Origin of the sequence: Pseudomonas sp. RC10-4-2, from assembly GCF_050433085.1 — a bacterium.
In the GTDB taxonomy this organism is placed as follows: domain Bacteria; phylum Pseudomonadota; class Gammaproteobacteria; order Pseudomonadales; family Pseudomonadaceae; genus Pseudomonas; species Pseudomonas aeruginosa.
Genome location: NZ_JBNPXX010000001.1, coordinates 232,199 through 249,325 on the forward strand (window position 1 = coordinate 232,199; position 17,127 = coordinate 249,325).

16 protein-coding genes are annotated in these 17,127 nt (G+C 66.6%); 10 read left to right on the forward strand and 6 right to left on the reverse strand.

Annotation, left to right across the window (positions count from 1 at the left end):
• Positions 1-6: 6 nt before the first annotated feature.
• The 8 genes from mrdA to lipA all read left to right on the forward strand — a co-directional run bounded on the left by mrdA (position 7) and on the right by lipA (position 8,349).
• The gene (mrdA, locus tag FHW81_RS01075; RefSeq protein WP_003093191.1) at positions 7-1,947 is read left to right on the forward strand and encodes a penicillin-binding protein 2; all 1,941 of its coding nucleotides are present in this window, start codon (positions 7-9) and stop codon (positions 1,945-1,947) included.
• A gap of 31 nt (positions 1,948-1,978) precedes the next feature.
• Positions 1,979-3,082, forward strand: a complete 1,104-nt coding sequence (gene rodA, locus FHW81_RS01080; RefSeq protein WP_003114090.1) for a rod shape-determining protein RodA — start codon at positions 1,979-1,981, stop codon at positions 3,080-3,082.
• 8 nt (positions 3,083-3,090) lie between these two features.
• Positions 3,091-4,113, forward strand: a complete 1,023-nt coding sequence (gene mltB, locus FHW81_RS01085) for a lytic murein transglycosylase B (protein ID WP_003132500.1) — start codon at positions 3,091-3,093, stop codon at positions 4,111-4,113.
• The gene (gene rlpA, locus FHW81_RS01090; protein ID WP_003100310.1) at positions 4,110-5,138 is read left to right on the forward strand and encodes a septal ring lytic transglycosylase RlpA; all 1,029 of its coding nucleotides are present in this window, start codon (positions 4,110-4,112) and stop codon (positions 5,136-5,138) included. The genes mltB and rlpA overlap by 4 nt, the downstream gene beginning before the upstream one ends.
• A 65-nt stretch (positions 5,139-5,203) precedes the next feature.
• Positions 5,204-6,364, forward strand: a complete 1,161-nt coding sequence (locus FHW81_RS01095) for a D-alanyl-D-alanine carboxypeptidase family protein (protein ID WP_003093182.1) — start codon at positions 5,204-5,206, stop codon at positions 6,362-6,364.
• A 70-nt stretch (positions 6,365-6,434) separates the two neighbouring features.
• On the forward strand, positions 6,435-6,716 hold the full coding sequence (locus tag FHW81_RS01100; protein WP_003100311.1) for a DUF493 domain-containing protein: 282 nt from the start codon (positions 6,435-6,437) through the stop codon (positions 6,714-6,716).
• Positions 6,716-7,369: a lipoyl(octanoyl) transferase LipB gene (gene lipB, locus FHW81_RS01105; RefSeq protein WP_003093177.1), complete on the forward strand. Its 654-nt coding sequence runs from the start codon at positions 6,716-6,718 to the stop codon at positions 7,367-7,369. The genes FHW81_RS01100 and lipB overlap by 1 nt, the downstream gene beginning before the upstream one ends.
• A complete protein-coding gene (gene lipA / locus FHW81_RS01110; protein ID WP_003119196.1) occupies positions 7,366-8,349 on the forward strand; it encodes a lipoyl synthase in 984 nt (327 codons plus the stop codon). The genes lipB and lipA overlap by 4 nt, the downstream gene beginning before the upstream one ends.
• Before the next feature lie 145 nt (positions 8,350-8,494).
• Here lipA and FHW81_RS01115 read toward each other — a convergent pair whose 3' ends face one another.
• Entirely contained in the window at positions 8,495-9,388 is an 894-nt protein-coding gene (locus FHW81_RS01115; RefSeq protein ID WP_016253010.1) for a LysR family transcriptional regulator, read from the reverse strand.
• Between the two features lie 107 nt (positions 9,389-9,495).
• Here FHW81_RS01115 and FHW81_RS01120 point away from each other — a divergent pair, with 107 nt between their 5' ends.
• Entirely contained in the window at positions 9,496-10,386 is an 891-nt protein-coding gene (locus FHW81_RS01120) for an alpha/beta fold hydrolase (protein WP_016253011.1), read from the forward strand.
• 109 nt (positions 10,387-10,495) lie between these two features.
• Here the strand turns inward: FHW81_RS01120 and FHW81_RS01125 are convergent, their stop codons facing one another.
• Positions 10,496-11,842 (reverse strand): lytic murein transglycosylase, encoded by a 1,347-nt coding sequence (locus FHW81_RS01125; protein WP_003118255.1) that lies wholly within the window; start codon positions 11,840-11,842, stop codon positions 10,496-10,498.
• Positions 11,843-11,978: 136 nt separating this feature from the next.
• Here FHW81_RS01125 and FHW81_RS01130 point away from each other — a divergent pair, with 136 nt between their 5' ends.
• Positions 11,979-12,188 (forward strand): hypothetical protein, encoded by a 210-nt coding sequence (locus tag FHW81_RS01130; protein ID WP_019396850.1) that lies wholly within the window; start codon positions 11,979-11,981, stop codon positions 12,186-12,188.
• A 229-nt stretch (positions 12,189-12,417) separates the two neighbouring features.
• Here the strand turns inward: FHW81_RS01130 and arfA are convergent, their stop codons facing one another.
• The 4 genes from arfA to leuS all read right to left on the reverse strand — a co-directional run bounded on the left by arfA (position 12,418) and on the right by leuS (position 17,048).
• A complete protein-coding gene (gene arfA / locus FHW81_RS01135) occupies positions 12,418-12,570 on the reverse strand; it encodes an alternative ribosome-rescue factor A (protein ID WP_003093169.1) in 153 nt (50 codons plus the stop codon).
• A gap of 91 nt (positions 12,571-12,661) precedes the next feature.
• A complete protein-coding gene (gene holA / locus FHW81_RS01140) occupies positions 12,662-13,699 on the reverse strand; it encodes a DNA polymerase III subunit delta (protein ID WP_003093168.1) in 1,038 nt (345 codons plus the stop codon).
• A 37-nt stretch (positions 13,700-13,736) separates the two neighbouring features.
• Positions 13,737-14,360, reverse strand: a complete 624-nt coding sequence (lptE, locus tag FHW81_RS01145; RefSeq protein ID WP_003100322.1) for an LPS assembly lipoprotein LptE — start codon at positions 14,358-14,360, stop codon at positions 13,737-13,739.
• Positions 14,361-14,426: 66 nt separating this feature from the next.
• Positions 14,427-17,048: a leucine--tRNA ligase gene (gene leuS / locus FHW81_RS01150; RefSeq protein ID WP_004365850.1), complete on the reverse strand. Its 2,622-nt coding sequence runs from the start codon at positions 17,046-17,048 to the stop codon at positions 14,427-14,429.
• Positions 17,049-17,127: the final 79 nt, after the last annotated feature.

The window sequence follows — 17,127 nt, forward strand, 5'->3', positions numbered from 1 at the left end:
GTCCCGATGCCGCAGCCGATCCACCTGAAAGACCACGAGAAAGACGCCCGCCTGGTGCGTCGGCGCGTCATCGTCGGGGCGGTGGCGGTGGTCTTGCTGACCCTGGTGCTGGTGGCGCGCATGTACCACCTGCAGGTGACCCAGTACGAGTACCATTCGACGCTGTCGGAGAACAACCGGGTCCATGTGCAGCCGATCCCGCCGACCCGCGGGATCATCTTCGACCGCAACGGCGTGATCATCGCCGACAACCGGCCGAGCTTCAGCCTGACCATCACCCGCGAACGCACCGAGGACCTGCAGAAGACCCTCGACACGCTGGTGGAGATCCTCGGCCTGACCGAGGACGACCGGGCCATCTTCGAGAAGCGCATGAAGCAGGGGCGGCGTCCGTTCGAGCCGGTTCCCATCATGTTCGAACTCAACGAGGAACAGATCGCCCGCATCGCGGTGAACCAGTTCCGCCTGCCGGGCGTCGACGTGGCGACCCAGTTCGTCCGCCACTACCCGCTGAAGGAGCACTTCGCCCATTCGGTCGGGTACGTCGGGCGGATCAACGAGCAGGAACTGAAGAACCTCGACCCGATCAACTACAGCGGCACCCACCATATCGGCAAGACCGGCATCGAGCGCTTCTACGAGAGCGAGTTGCACGGCACGGTTGGCTACGAGGAAGTCGAGACCAACGCCCGCGGGCGGGTGCTGCGGGTGCTCAAGCGCACCGACCCGATTCCCGGCAAGGACATCGTCCTGAGCATCGACAGCCGCCTGCAGGAGGCCGCCGAGAACGCCCTGGCCGGGCGGCGGGGCGCCATCGTGGCGATCCAGCCGTCCACCGGCGACGTGCTGGCGATGGTCAGCCAGCCGAGCTACGACCCCAACCTGTTCGTCACCGGCATCAGCTTCAAGGCCTATGCCGAGCTGCGTGACTCCATCGACCGGCCGCTGTACAACCGCGTCCTGCGCGGGCTCTATCCGCCGGGCTCGACGGTGAAGCCGGCGGTGGCGCTGGCCGGCCTCGACGCCGGGGTGGTCACGCCGACCTCGCGGGTCTTCGACCCCGGCTACTACCAGTTGCCCAACTACGACCACAAGTACCGTAACTGGAACCGCTACGGCGATGGCTGGGTGAGCCTGGAGTCGGCGATCTACCGGTCCAACGACACCTATTTCTACGACCTCGCGCACAAGCTGGGGATCGACCGCCTGCACGCCTTCATGAGCCGCTTCGGCTTCGGCCAGAAAGTCGCCCTGGACATGTTCGGCGAAGCCGACGGGCTGATGCCCTCGCGCGAATGGAAGCGCAAGACCCGCCGCCAGGTCTGGTACCCGGGCGAGACCCTGATCCTCGGCATCGGCCAGGGCTACATGCAGGCGACGCCGATCCAACTGGCGCAGATGACCGCGCTGCTGGCCAACAAGGGCCACTGGATCCGCCCGCACCTGGCCAAGACCATCGACGGCCAGCCGCCGGTCGACCCCGACCCGATGCCCGACATCGTGCTGCGCGACCCGGCCAACTGGGACCGCGTCGACTACGGCATGCAGCAGGTGGTGCATGGCGCCCGCGGCACGGCGCGCAAGGTCGGCGCCACCTCGGCCTACCTGATCGCCGGCAAGAGCGGTACCGCCCAGGTGGTGGCGATCAAGCAGAACGAGCGCTACGACCGCTCCAAGCTGCTCGAGCGGCACCGCGACCACGCCCTGTTCGTCGGCTTCGCGCCGGCCAACAACCCGCAGATCGCGGTGGCGGTGATGGTGGAGAACGGCGAGTCCGGCTCCGGCGTCGCCGCCCCGGTGGTCAAGCAGGTGATGGACGCCTGGCTGCTCGACGAGCACGGCAAGCTCAAGGCCGAATACGCGGAACCCGTCGCGCCGCTCGCGGCGGCGGTGGCCAAGCCCGAACCCACGGCAGCCGAGCCGGAGGCGCCCGCCCTTGAACAGTAACTTCGACCGCACCCTGTCCAACGAAGACGTGATGCGCCGGCGCGCCAGCCTGTTGCAGCGCCTGCACATCGACGGGATTCTCCTGCTGCTGTTGCTGATCCTCGGCGCCACCGGCCTGTTCGTCCTCTATTCGGCGAGCGGCAAGAGCTGGGACATGCTGATGAAGCAGGCCACCTCGTTCGGCCTGGGACTGGGCATGATGGTGGTGATCGCCCAGATCGAGCCGCGCTTCATGGCCCGCTGGGTGCCGCTGGGCTACCTGGTGGGGGTCGCGCTGCTGGTGGTGGTCGACGTGATCGGCCACGACGCCAAGGGGGCGACGCGCTGGATCAACATCCCCGGGGTGATCCGCTTCCAGCCCTCGGAGTTCATGAAGCTGCTGATGCCGATGACGGTGGCCTGGTACCTGTCCAAGCGCAACCTGCCGCCGGGGCTCAAGCACATGGTGATCAGCCTGGCGATCATCATCACCCCGTTCGTGCTGATCCTGAAACAACCCGACCTCGGCACCGCCATGCTGATCCTCGCTTCCGGCGGCTTCGTGCTGTTCGTCGGCGGCCTGCGCTGGCGCTGGATCGTCGGCGCGGTGTCGGCGGCGGTGCCGATCGCCGTGGCGATGTGGTTCTTCATCATGCACGACTACCAGAAACAGCGGGTGCTGACCTTCCTCGACCCGGAAAGCGACCCGCTGGGCACCGGCTGGAACATCATCCAGTCTAAGGCGGCCATCGGTTCCGGCGGGGTATTCGGCAAGGGCTGGCTGCTGGGCACCCAGTCGCACCTGGATTTTTTGCCGGAAAGCCACACCGACTTTATCATTGCGGTCCTCGGCGAGGAGTTCGGCCTGGTCGGCGTCTGCCTGCTGCTGGTGCTCTACCTGCTGCTGATCAGTCGTGGCCTGGTGATCACCGCCCAGGCGCAGACGCTCTACGGCAAACTGCTGGCCGGTGGCATCACCATGACGTTTTTCGTTTATGTCTTCGTGAATATCGGTATGGTGAGCGGGTTGTTGCCGGTGGTGGGGGTACCGCTGCCTTTCATTAGTTATGGCGGAACTTCGCTGGTTACCCTGTTGTCAGGGTTCGGGGTTCTGATGTCGATCCATACCCATCGGAAGTGGATCGCCCAGGTTTGAGACCAAGAGTGAAGAACGCAATGCAAGTACTGCGTACATGGGCGGCCAGGGGCGTCCAATGGGTCGGCGTAGCCGGCGTCATTGGCCTGTCCGGGGCGGCCCAGGCGGGGGACTACGACGGCTCGCCGCAAGTGGCCGAGTTCGTCAGCGAAATGACCCGCGACTACGGCTTCGCCGGAGAGCAGCTGATGGGGCTGTTCCGCGACGTGAACCGCAAGCAGTCGATCCTCGATGCGATCTCGCGCCCGGCCGAGCGGGTCAAGCAGTGGAAGGAATACCGGCCGATCTTCATCAGCGACGCGCGCATCAGTCGTGGCGTCGACTTCTGGAACAAGCATGCCGAAGACCTGGCGCGGGCGGAGAAGGAATACGGCGTGCCGGCCGAGATCATCGTCTCGATCATCGGCGTGGAAACCTTCTTCGGCCGCAACACCGGCAGCTACCGGGTGATGGACGCGCTGTCCACCCTCGGCTTCGACTACCCGCCGCGAGCCGACTTCTTCCGCAAGGAGTTGCGCGAGTTCCTCCTGCTCGCCCGCGAACAGCAGGTCGACCCGCTCAGCCTGACCGGCTCCTACGCCGGCGCCATGGGCCTGCCGCAATTCATGCCGAGCAGCTTCCGCGCCTACGCGGTGGACTTCGACGGCGATGGCCACATCAATATCTGGAGCGACCCGACCGACGCCATCGGTAGCGTCGCCAGCTACTTCAAGCAGCACGGCTGGGTCACCGGCGAGCCGGTGGTCTCGGTGGCCGAGATCAACGACGAGAGCGCCGAGAGCGCGGTGACCAGGGGCGTCGACCCGACCATGAGCCTGGGCGAGCTGCGTGCCCGCGGCTGGCGCACCCACGATGCGCTGCGCGACGACCAGAAGGTCACGGCGATGCGTTTCGTCGGCGACAAGGGCATCGAGTATTGGGTCGGTTTGCCGAACTTCTACGTGATCACCCGCTATAATCGCAGCGCCATGTATGCCATGGCGGTTTATCAGCTGGCGGGCGAGATTGCCCGCGCGCGAGGTGCCCATTGAGCAAGCGTGTCCGCTCCTCCCTGATCCTGCCCGCCGTCTGCGGCCTCGGGCTGGCGGCCGTGCTGTTGAGCAGTTGCTCCAGCAAGGCGCCCCAGCAGCCGGCCAGGCAGGCGGGCATTTCCGGGCCGGGCGACTATTCCCGTCCGCATCGCGACGGCGCCCCCTGGTGGGACGTCGACGTGTCGCGGATCCCCGATGCGGTACCGATGCCGCACAACGGTTCGGTGAAGGCCAACCCCTACACCGTGCTGGGCAAGACCTACTACCCGATGAACGATGCGCGGGCCTACCGGATGGTCGGCACCGCGTCCTGGTACGGCACCAAGTTCCACGGCCAGGCCACCGCCAACGGCGAGACCTACGACCTCTACGGCATGACCGCCGCGCACAAGACCCTGCCGTTGCCGAGCTATGTGCGGGTGACCAACCTGGACAACGGCAAGAGCGTGATCGTCCGCGTCAACGACCGCGGCCCGTTCTATTCCGACCGGGTCATCGACCTGTCCTTCGCCGCGGCGAAGAAGCTCGGCTATGCCGAGACCGGCACCGCGCGGGTCAAGGTCGAAGGCATCGACCCGGTGCAGTGGTGGGCCCAGCGCGGCCGGCCGGCACCGATGGTCCTGGCGCAGCCCAAGCAGGCGGTGGCCCAGGCCGCTCCCGCCGCGGCGCAGACGCAGGCGGTGGCGATGGCCCAGCCGATCGAGACCTACACTCCGCCGCCGGCGCAGCACGCGGCCGCCGTGCTGCCGGTGCAGATCGACTCAAAAAAAAACGCTTCATTACCAGCCGATGGCCTGTATCTCCAGGTGGGCGCCTTCGCCAACCCGGATGCGGCGGAGCTGCTGAAGGCCAAGCTGAGCGGCGTGACGGCTGCGCCGGTGTTTATCAGCTCGGTCGTGCGCAACCAGCAGATTCTGCACCGGGTGCGGCTGGGACCGATCGGTTCGGCGGACGAGGTTAGCCGCACCCAGGACAGCATCCGCGTGGCCAACCTTGGCCAGCCGACGCTGGTACGCCCCGACTGAGCGCCTACTCACGCAGGGAATTCCCGCAAGGGATTGTTTGACCATTGGTAGAACCAGAGAGACGGATGAACATCACCACTATCGCGAAACGCTTGTCACTGCTTGTCCTGTTCATCGCCCCTACGGCTGGCTGGGCTGCTGAATCCATGGTTCCGGCGCCGCCGCAACTGGCCGCCAAGTCGTACGTCCTGATGGACGGCGAGAGCGGCCAGGTTCTGGTCGAGAACAACGGCGACCAGCGCCTGCCGCCGGCCAGCCTGACCAAACTGATGACCGCCTACATCGCCACCAAGGAGATCGAGGCCGGCCGCATCGGCGAGAACGACCTGGTCACCGTCAGCGAACATGCCTGGCGCACCGGCGGTTCGCGGATGTTCATCAAGGTCGGCAGCCAGGTATCGGTGAGCGACCTGCTGCATGGCATCATCATCCAGTCCGGCAACGACGCCAGCGTCGCCCTGGCCGAGCATATCGCCGGCAGCGAAGACGCCTTCGCCGACATGATGAACACCACCGCGCAGAAGCTGGGCCTGACCAACTCCCACTTCATGGACGCCACCGGCCTGCCCAACCCGGACCACTATTCCTCCGCCCGCGACATGGCGGTGCTGGCCCGCGCGATCATCTACGGCGAGCCGAGCCACTACGCGATCTACGCGCAGAAGGAATTCCTCTGGAACAACATCAAGCAGCCGAACCGCAACCTGCTGCTGTGGCGCGACAAGACCGTCGACGGCCTGAAGACCGGCCACACCGACGAAGCCGGCTACTGCCTGGTGGCTTCCGCGGTACGCGACGGCCAGCGCATGATCGCCGTGGTGTTCGGCACCAACAGCGAGCAGGCCCGCGCCGCCGAGACCCAGAAGCTGCTGACCTATGGCTTCCGCTTCTTCGAAAGCCGCAACTTCTACAAGAAGGGCACCGAGCTGACCAAGGGCCTGGTCTGGAAGGGTTCCGAGCATGAAGTGAAAGCCGGCCTCGCCGAAGACCTGACCATGACCCTGCCGCGCGGCCAGATGCAGAAGCTGCAGGCCAGCATGGTCCTGGAGCCGCAGCTGATGGCGCCGATCCAGCAGGGCCAGGTGATCGGCAAGGTGGAAGTGAAGCTGGACGACAAGGTCATCCGCAGCGCCGACCTGGTCGCCCTCAACGCCGTCGAGGAGGGTGGTTTCTTCCGCCGTCTGTGGGATAGCATCCGCCTGTTCTTCTACGGTTTGTTCAACTGACCGACCGGCGCCCGCCCGCTCACGAGGCCAGCGGGCGCCCGTCCCCGCGGACCACGGGTCCGCCGCCGCCATGACCGATACCCCTGACGTTCAACCCCCGAAAATCGAATTCCCCTGCGAGCGTTATCCGATCAAGGTGATCGGCGACGCCGGCGAAGGTTTCTCCGACCTGGTCGTGGAAATCATCCAGCGCCACGCGCCGGATCTCGACGTCGAGACCCTGGTGGTCCGTGACAGCAGCAAGGGGCGATTCCTCTCGGTGCAGGTGCTGATCACTGCCACCGATGTCGACCAACTGCAAGCCATCCATAACGACCTGCGCGCGACCGGACGCGTGCACATGGTGCTCTGATGGGGCTCGAGCTGGGCTTCCGTGAGCTCGGCGAGGTTCCCTACGAACCGACCTGGCATGCCATGCAGCGCTTCGTTGCCGAACGCGACAAATCGGTAATGGACGAAGCCTGGCTGTTGCAGCACCCTGCGGTCTTCACCCAGGGGCAGGCCGGCAAGGCGGAGCATGTGCTGTTCCCCGGCGACATCCCGGTGATCCAGGTAGATCGCGGCGGCCAGGTGACCTACCACGGCCCCGGCCAGTTGGTCACCTACCTGCTGCTCGATGTCCGCCGCCTGGGACTGGGCGTGCGCGAGCTGGTCAGCCGGATCGAGCAGAGCCTGATCGGCCTGCTGGCGTCCTATGACGTGCAGGCCGTGGCCAAGCCGGACGCGCCGGGTGTCTACGTCGACGGGGCGAAGATCGCCTCCCTCGGCCTGCGCATCCGCAACGGCTGTTCCTTCCATGGCCTGGCGCTGAACCTGGACATGGACCTGCGACCGTTCCAACGAATCAATCCCTGCGGCTACGCCGGGATGCCCATGACCCAACTGCGCGACCTGGTTGGGCCGGTGGATTTTGCCGAGGTGTGTACCCGATTGCGCGCTGAGCTCGTCTCACGCCTTGGCTACGCTGAACAGAAGACCCTTACGGGCGGGATCGAACTGACATGAGCACTGTTGTGGAGAAGTCCGGAGAAGCCAAGCCGGGCAAGGTGGAAGTCGGCGTGAAGCTGCGCGGCGCGGAAAAGGTCGCGCGGATTCCGGTGAAGATCATTCCCACCGAGGAACTGCCGAAGAAACCCGACTGGATCCGCGTGCGCATCCCGGTTTCCCCCGAGGTCGACCGCATCAAGCAACTGCTGCGCAAGCACAAGCTGCACAGCGTCTGCGAAGAGGCGTCCTGCCCGAACCTGGGCGAGTGCTTCTCCGGCGGCACCGCGACCTTCATGATCATGGGCGATATCTGCACCCGACGCTGCCCGTTCTGCGACGTCGGTCATGGCCGGCCGAAGCCGCTGGACGTCGACGAGCCGACCAACCTGGCCATCGCCATCGCCGACCTGCGGCTGAAGTACGTGGTGATCACCTCGGTGGACCGCGACGACCTGCGCGACGGCGGCGCCCAGCACTTCGCCGACTGCCTGCGCGAGATCCGCAAGCTGTCGCCGGGGATCCAGCTGGAAACCCTGGTGCCCGACTATCGCGGTCGCATGGACATCGCCCTGGAGATCACCGCCAACGAGCCGCCGGACGTGTTCAACCATAACCTGGAGACGGTACCGCGCCTGTACCGCTCCTCGCGGCCGGGCTCGGACTTCGAGTGGTCGCTGGACCTGCTGCAGAAGTTCAAGCAGATGGTTCCGCACGTACCGACCAAGTCCGGGCTGATGCTCGGCCTGGGCGAGACCGACGACGAGGTCATCGAGGTCATGCAGCGGATGCGCGAGCACGACATCGACATGCTGACCCTCGGCCAGTACCTGCAGCCGTCGCGCAACCACCTGCCGGTGCAGCGCTTCGTGCATCCGGACACCTTCGCCTGGTTCGCCGAGGAAGGCGAGAAGATGGGCTTCAAGAACGTCGCGTCCGGTCCGCTGGTGCGTTCGTCCTACCATGCCGACCAGCAGGCGCACGGCAACAAGATCGGCTGATCGACGCCGCGCCAATGCCTTCCGACGCCGCGTCCCTGCACAGGGACGCGGCGTTTTTCATTGGGCAGCCACCAAGCCTCTTCGGACGTAGGACGAACAACCGCTTGCGGTTATCCGCCGGCGCGTAGGTGAGTGCCGTTTGCGCTCATCCCTGCGCGGTAACGAAGCGACTGCGCTGGCCGAGCTGCCGCACCGCCTCGATCAGTGCATCGGCCGCCAGGCTGGGTTGGCGCGAGAAGGCGTAGAAACGCGCCTCCGGCAGCGTCGGAAAACCCTGTTCCGGGCCCAGTTCGCGCAGCCCCTCGCGCATCTGGCTGCGCGCCACCACCGTCACGGCGAAACCGGCCAGCGCGGCGGACAGGCAGCCGGCCATGCTGGCGCTCTCGAACACCAGGCACCAGGGACGCGCAGCGGCGCCGAGGGCTGTGATTGCCGCTTCGCGGTAGACGCAGGGTTCGGGGAACAGCGCCAGCGGCAGCGGTTCGCCCACGGGCAGCTCGATCGCGGTCGCCGCGGCCCAGACCAACGGTTCCTCCCAGAGCAGTTCGCCGTCGTCTCCGACCCGCCGGCACTGCTTGCCGAACACCACGTCGGTGCGCCCCTGGGCCTGCTGGCGGAGCAGGTCGGTGGTGATACCGACCTTGAGTTCGATGGATGCTTCGGGGTGCCAGCGGCGAAAGCGTTGCAGGACGCGTGGCAGCCAGGCGCTGGCGAAGTCCTCCGAAGCGCCGATGCGCAGGCGGTCGCGGATCGGCGTGCCGTGCAGCCTGGCGCGGGCCTCGCGCTCCAGCTCGACGATATTGCGGGCATAGGCGTAGAGCGTCTCGCCCGCCTGGGTCAGCTCCAGGCGGCGGGTGGTGCGGCTGAGCAGGCTGACGCCGGCTGTCTGTTCCAGGCGCTTGATATGCCCGCTGACCGCGGAGGGAGTGAGCGCGAGATTGTCCGCGGCGAGGGCGAAGCCGCCACTGTCGACCACTTCGAGAAAGGTACGCAACAACACGATATCCAGGGATTGGGAGGTGGGGACGGCAAGCTCCATGAGGTCTTCCATTCATCTCGTTTCATGAATAGTAGACGCTAACTATTCATGAATCACGCTTGGCAAGCGTCCTAGGATGTCCCTTCGCTTTCTCTTGGAGAGGTCCGATGAGCCGCTATGCCTTCGTTTCCACCGATGTCCTGGATATCGCCTACCTGGAGTGGAATCCGCAGGGGGCGCGCAGCGCCGTCTTGTTGCACGGTTGGCCGGACAGCCCGCATGCCTGGGAAGACCTGGCGGAGTCCCTGGCGGACGCCGGCTATCGGGTGCTGGCACCAGCCCTCCGGGGATTCGCCCCGACCCGCTTCCGCGATGCGTCTACTCCGCGCAGCGGGCAACTGGCGGCTCTGGCTTGCGATCTGCTGGCATTCGTCGACGGCCTGGCATTGCAACGTCCCCTGCTGGTCGGCCATGACTGGGGTGCCCGCGCGGTGGCCAGTGCCTGCGGACTGCGCGAGGGCTTCGCCTCGCACCTGGTGATGCTCTCGGTGGGGTACGCCAGCAACGATCCGCAGCAAGTTCTTTCCCTGCCGCAGGCCCGTAGCTTCTGGTACCAGTGGTTCATGGCCACGCCACGCGGTGAGCGCGCGCTGCGCGAGGAGGGCGAGGCGTTCGCCCGGCAGATGTGGGACACCTGGTCGCCGCCGGGATGGTATGCCGAGCGCGATTTCCAGGAGGCCGCCCAGGCCTTCTCCGGGCCGGACTGGGTCGCCGTGGTGCTGCACTATTATCGGCATCGCTGGGGCTTCGTCGCGGGGGAGCCGCGCTACGGGGCGGCGGAACAGCGCTTGCTCCCGGCACCGCGCCTGGCGCTGCCGACCCTGGTGCTGCACGGCGGCGCGGATGCCTGCACCCACCCCGACGGCTCCCGCGGACGCGAGCACTACTTCAGCGGGCGCTACCAGCGGCTGGTGCTGGAGAGCGTCGGCCATTTTCCGCAGCGCGAGGCGGCCGCCCAGGTGGCGGACGCTATCCTGCGGTTCTGCGCGGATGACTAGGTCCTGGACACCGCAGCGGCGGATAACGCCCATGGCGCTATCCGCCCTACGAACCGGTGTGCCGCGAGCGGTCGCGGCGGACGTGGGGTCGTAAGCTCCGCCGGCGGCCCTATGGCGTCCGCAGGCGGTCGAGCAGCGCCGGGGTCGGATAGCCGTCCGCCGGCCAGCCGAACTCCTGCTGGCAGGCGCGGATCGCCTTGCGCGTATTGGCGCCGATGATGCCGTCCACCGCGCCCGGATCGTGTCCGCGGGCGGCCAGTTGCCGTTGCAGCTCGATGCGCTGCGAGCGGCTCAGCGGAACATCCTCCAGCGGCCAGGCGCCGACTATCCGGCCGCCGCCCTTGAAGCTGTCGGCGAGCAGGCCGACGGCCAGGGCGTAGGCGCTGGAGTTGTTGTACTTGAGGATGGCGCGGAAGTTGTGCAGCACCAGGAAGGCCGGGCCGCGGTGCCCGGCCGGCAGCAGCAGCGAGGCCTGTTCGCCGGAGAGTCCGGAGGGCAGGGGGCCGCCGTTGACGCCTTGTACGCCCATCCCTTGCCACTCGCCCAGGGGCTTGCGGATGGTGAGTTCCGCCAGGGAATAGTCGAAGCCTGCCGGCAGGCGGACTTCGAAACCCCAGGGTTGTCCGGCGATCCAGCCGGAGGCTTTCAGGTAGTTGGCGGTGGAGGCCAGGGCGTCGCCGGGCGAGCCCCAGATGTCACGCTTGCCGTCGCCGTCGAAGTCCACGGCATACTGGTTGTAGGTGGTCGGGATGAACTGGGTCTGGCCCATGGCGCCGGCCCAGGAGCCGATCATGAAGGAGGCCGGAACGTCGCCGTGCTGGAGAATCTTCAGGGCGGCGAGCAACTGGGCGTGGGCGAATTCCGGGCGGCGTCCTTCATAGGCGAGGGTCGCCAGGGAGCGGATCACGTTCTTGTTGCCCATGTGCGAACCGTAGTTGCTCTCCATGCCCCAGATCGCCACCACCGCATCCGCATCCACCGCATAGCGCGCGTCGACTTCGCCGAGGATGCGCGCATGCTGCGCCAGGCGCGCCTGGCCCTGGCGAACGCGCAGCGGATCGAGGGCGCCTTCCAGGTACTTCCATACCGGTCGGGTGAATTCCGGCTGGCTGCGGTCGGCTTCGACCACGGCGGGATCGGGCTGGACGCCGGCGAAGGCGCGATCGAAGGTCTGCGCATCGATTCCACCGGCCAGCGCCTGTTGACGGAAGGCGTCACGCCACTGTTCGAAGCTTTGCCCAGGCTGGGCCTCGTTCGGCGCGCCAGCGGGCACCGAGGCGGCCGGGCCGGCGCCGGAGAAGGGCGCCTTGGTCTGCAGGGGAGCGGCAGGCTGGTTGTATTCGACTGTCGGATTCTTCTGCGCGCAGGCGCTGGAGAGGCCAAGCCCCATGGCGACGACGGTGCTGCCCAGCAGCCCGCTCACCTTCAGCAGGGCGGATCGTTCGGGGTTACGCATTGCTCTCCTCAGCAGGGTCCTCGGGACGGGCCACCTTAGCACGCCGGCCAGGACGCGTCTGCCGTCGTTGGACGCGCCGGCGGGGCCCCGGGTTCGCCAATGTGGTTCCATCGGCGCGGTGGATATCGTTTGCCATATGTTCGGTCACTGTCGGGCGGCCAATGGTTTCGTCCGTATCGCTCCGCCGCCTGTCGAAGCCTCGCGGCGCACCCGAGTCGGGATCGGCGACGGGTCGCGCGGCATGCTCGAGGCCTTCGACTTCTTCTTCCTGGCCTTCGTTCTGCGCGACATGGCTACCCGCTTCGGCGTCGGCATCGAACGCCCGAGCCTGGTTCGTGCGCTGTAATGGCCAGAGGGTTGCCAGTCGGCCGCGCGGGATGTCGAGGCTGCGGATCATGATGGAGGAACCATTGGCTTTTCGCCCAACCCGATGGGGCCAGGGCTTGCGCGCCGACGATAGTGTGCCCATGGGCGGCAGGCTGGCGGTGGGGTTGGTCTTGTCGACGGGCTTCGGGCGGGGTAGGCGGGGCGCGTGGGTGAGGAGGGCGTTGCGGGAGGATGGACCAGCGGCTGTTTCAGGCCGCCATAACGAAAGAAGCCTCCCAGTTACGGGAGGCTTCGCGGCGGTAGCTGCCTTTGCCTTTCTTCGCCTGTTCCTGGCGGCTGCGGAACAGTGGCTGGGCGACCAGGGATTTGGCCTTGTTCGGCCGCTTGCTTTTCTTTGCCATGGCAGAGGTCCTCGAAGGTGATCGGGCTGGCGCTCGCCAGCGCGCGCATCATCTGCCTGTCGCCGCGGATTGTCCAGTGCCGGTTGCGCCTTCAGGCTGCCGGCAGGCCGAGACGCTGGCCGGCGAGGCTCAGGGCGAGAAGCGAGAGACCGCTCCAGGGGCTGCCGGGTGCCTGTCCCTTGATCTGCGCGTCGATCAACTGGGCATCCCGCAGCATCTGGTTCCAGCGGCTGCTGGAGTGGCGTTGCAGGGCACGGGTCAGCAGCGGACGGCGCTTGTCCCAGACCGGCGGACGCGCCTGGGCGAAGGCTTTCTCCAGCGGGATGCCCTGGCCGTATTGCTGGGACAGGCCAGCCAGCAGGCGGATCTCGCGGGCCAGGCCCCAGAGGATCACCGGCGGCTCGATGCCTTCGCCGCGCAGTCCTTCCAGGATGCGCAGGGCGTGGGCCGCTTCACCGCCAAGGGCAGCGTCGATCAGGCCGAAGACATCGAAGCGTGCGCTGTCGGCGACCGCGGCCTGTACGGTGGCGGCGTCGATCTGGTTGCCCTCGGCGAGCAGCTTGAGCTTTTCGATTTCCTGGGCGGCGGCGAGCAGGTTGCCTTCCACGCGCGCGGCGATCAGCTCCAGGGCTTCGGGGCTGGCGGACAGGCCGGCCTGGGACAGGCGCTGGCGAATCCACTGCGGCAACTGGTGGACGTCGACCGGCCAGACCTGGATGAACTGCGCGGCGTTGCCATCGATCAGGGCCTTGGCCCACTTGGTCTTCTGCGTGCTGCCATCGAGCTTGGGCAGGCTGAGCAGGAGCACGGTGTCTTCCGGCGGCCGTTGCAGGTATTCCTGGAGAATCGCCGCGCCTTTGTCGCCGGGCTTGCCGGAGGGCAGGCGCAGTTCGATCAGGCGCTTCTCGGCGAACAGCGACAGGCTGGCGCCGGCCTCCAGCAGCAAGCCCCAATCGAAGTTGGCTTCGGCATTGAATACCTGGCGCTCGCCGAAGTCGCGCTCGCGGCAGGCCTGGCGAATGGCATCGCAGGCTTCCTGGCAGAGCAGCGGTTCATCGCCGCTGACGACATAGACGGGCGCCAGGGGGCCCTGGAGGTGCTTGGCGAGTTGCGCGGGAGTCAGCTTCATAGGAGAAGACGGGGCCGGCGAAACCGGCCCCGGGGCATCACGGGGTGGGGAACTCGATCGGCGACTGCTGCGGCTCGGCGGCGCGGCGCTGGCGCTCCGCCTCGTCGGCGGCGCGCAGGGCTTCGGCTTCCGCCTTGGCCTTGGCTTCTGCCTGGCGCTGGGCTTCGTCGAGTTGCGCCGGGGTCAGCGCCTGGAGGCGCATGGACAACTGCTGGATCAGGTCGCGCCGCATCTCGCTGCGCAGCTGCGCGGCTTCCTGGTCGGAACCGATCAGGTTGTTTTCGTCGTGCACGTAGACCTTCTGCACCTGTACCTGGTTGCTCATCAGGACCAGGTCGTTGGCGCCGACGATCTCGTAGTTGATCGTGTTGGTCAGCTCGAACTCCGCGCCGCGCGCGGAACCGGTGTAGCTGACGGTGCGCTGCTGGTTGTCCTCGCGGACCAGCACCAGGTGGTAGGGCGCGTTGCTGGTGACCTTCACGCCGCTGTTTTCCAGGGTTTCCTTCAGTTCGCGCACGGTCGGGCCGTAGGCGTTGCGCGCGGATACGTCGATTTCCTTGAGCGCGAATTGCGCATCGCCCAGGCCGCGCAGTTGGAAGCCGCAGGCGGCCAGCAGGGTGGTCATACCGATCAGCGCGGCGCTGGTCAGGATACGTTTCATCAAGCTTCCCTCACTCCTGTTGATCAGCGCCCCCGGATGGCCGGGGGCGTCCAATGGAATCGCGTATCAGTTGGCGACGATGTTGACCAGTTTGCCCGGTACCACGATGACCTTGCGGATGCTCAGGCCTTCGGTGAAACGCAGCACGTTCTCGTTGGCGCGCGCGGCGGCCTCGACATCCTCGCGGCTGGCGCTGGCGGCCACGTCGATGTGTCCGCGCAGCTTGCCGTTGACCTGCACCACCAGTTGCAGGGTGTCCTGCACCAGTGCGCTCTCGTCGACGCTCGGCCAGCGCGCATCGATCACCGCTTCGGCATGGCCGAGCTGGCCCCAGAGCACGTGGCAGATGTGCGGAGTGATGGGCGCCAGCAGCAGGACCACGGTTTCCAGGCCTTCCTGGATCAGGGCGCGGTCCTGGGCGTCCTGGTTCGGCGCCTTCTCCAGCACGTTCATCAGGGTCATCACCGCGGCGATGGCGGTGTTGAACTTGTGGTGCTGGCCGACATCCTGGCTGGCCTGCCTGATCGCCAGGTGGATGGCGCGGCGGACCTGCTTCTGCGCGTCGCTCAGGGCGGCGACGTCCAGCGCGCCGGGGAGGCCGGCGCTGACGTGGGCGTGAGCCAGGCGCCAGACGCGGCGGAGGAAGCGGTTGGCGCCCTCGACGCCGGCGTCCGACCACTCCAGGCTCATGTCCGGCGGCGAGGCGAACATCATGAACAGGCGGCAGGTATCGGCACCGTACTGGTCGATCATCGATTGCGGGTCGACGCCGTTGTTCTTCGACTTCGACATCTTCTCGGTGCCGCCGATCTCGACCGGCTGGCCGTCGCTCTTCAGGCGCGCGCCGACGACCTTGGCCTTGGCGTCACGCTCGACCTCGACGTCGGCCGGGTTGAACCAGTCCTTGCCGCCGTTGGCGGTGGTCCGGTAGTAGGTATCGGCGACCACCATGCCCTGGGTCAGCAGGTTCTTGAACGGTTCGTCGCTGCCGACCAGGCCTTCGTCGCGCATCAGCTTGTGGAAGAAGCGCGCATAGAGCAGGTGCAGGATGGCGTGCTCGATGCCGCCGATGTACTGGTCGACCGGCAGCCAGTAGTCGGCCGCCTTCCTGTCCAGCATGCCGCCTTCGAACTGCGGGCAGGCGTAGCGGGCGAAATACCAGGACGACTCGACGAAGGTGTCCATGGTGTCGGTTTCGCGCTTGGCCGGCTGGCCGCATTTCGGGCAGTTGCATTCGTAGAATTCCGGCATCTTCGCCAGCGGCGAACCGGAGCCGTCCGGTACCACGTCTTCCGGCAGCACCACCGGCAACTGGTCGGCCGGCACCGGGACGTCGCCGCAAGCCTCGCAGTGGATGATCGGGATCGGGCAGCCCCAGTAGCGCTGGCGGCTGATGCCCCAGTCGCGCAGGCGGAACTGGGTGCGCGCCTGGCCCAGGCCCTTGGCCTCGAGGTCGGCGCCGATGGCGTCGAAGGCAGCCTGGTAGCCGAGGTTGTCGTACTTGCCGGAGTTGACGGTGAGCACGGACTCGTCCTTGGCGCCGTACCACTCCTTCCAGACGCTGGACTCGAAGTCGTTGTCGCCCTCGACCTTGGCGATCACCTGGCGGATCGGCAGGCCGTACTTGTTGGCGAACTCGAAGTCGCGCTCGTCATGGCCGGGCACCGCCATCACCGCGCCTTCGCCGTAGTTCATCAGCACGTAGTTGGCGACCCATACCGGCAGCTTGTCGCCGGTCAGCGGGTGTTCGACGAACAGGGAAGTGGCCATGCCTTTCTTCTCCTGGGTGGCGATGTCGGCCTCGGCGACGCCGCCGCGCTTGCATTCGTCGATGAACGCCTGCAACTGCGGGTCGTTCTGCGCTGCCTGGGTGGCCAGCGGGTGTTCGGCGGCGACGGCGACGTAGGTGGCGCCCATCAGGGTGTCCGGACGGGTGGTGAACACCTTCAGTTGGCCGGCGTGGCCGATGGAGACCTGGTCGTAGGGGAAGCCGATCTCCATCCCGCGCGACTTGCCGATCCAGTTGCGCTGCATGGTCTTCACCTGCTCCGGCCAGCCGGGCAGGTTGTCGAGGCTCTCCAGCAGTTCCTCGGCGTAGGCGGTGATCTTGAAGTAGTACATCGGGATCTCGCGCTTCTCGATCAGCGCGCCGGAGCGCCAGCCGCGCCCGTCGATCACCTGCTCGTTGGCGAGTACGGTCTGGTCGACCGGATCCCAATTGACCGTGCCGTTCTTGCGGTAGATCACCCCTTTTTCGAACAGGCGGGTGAACAGCCACTGCTCCCAGCGGTAGTAGTCCGGCTTGCAGGTGGTGACCTCGCGGCTCCAGTCGATCGCCAGGCCGAGGCTGTCCAGCTGCGACTTCATGTAGGCGATGTTGTCGTAGGTCCAGGCCGCCGGGGCGACGTTGTTCTTCATCGCGGCGTTTTCCGCCGGCATGCCGAACGCGTCCCAGCCCATCGGCTGCAGCACGTTGCGGCCCTGCATGCGGTGGTAGCGGCTGATCACGTCGCCGATGGTGTAGTTGCGCACGTGGCCCATGTGCAGCTTGCCGCTCGGATACGGGAACATCGACAGGCAGTAGAACTTCTCCTTGTCGGGTAGCTCCCTGACGAGGAAGGACTGGTGTTCTTTCCAGTAGTTCTGGGCCTGGGTTTCGATCTCGAGTGGCTGATATTGCTCGTGCATGGCGCTACTTAGACGTGACTGTTCGAAAGCCTCGTAGCATACATGACCCCCACTCCTGTCGATAGCCCGCGCCGTTTGT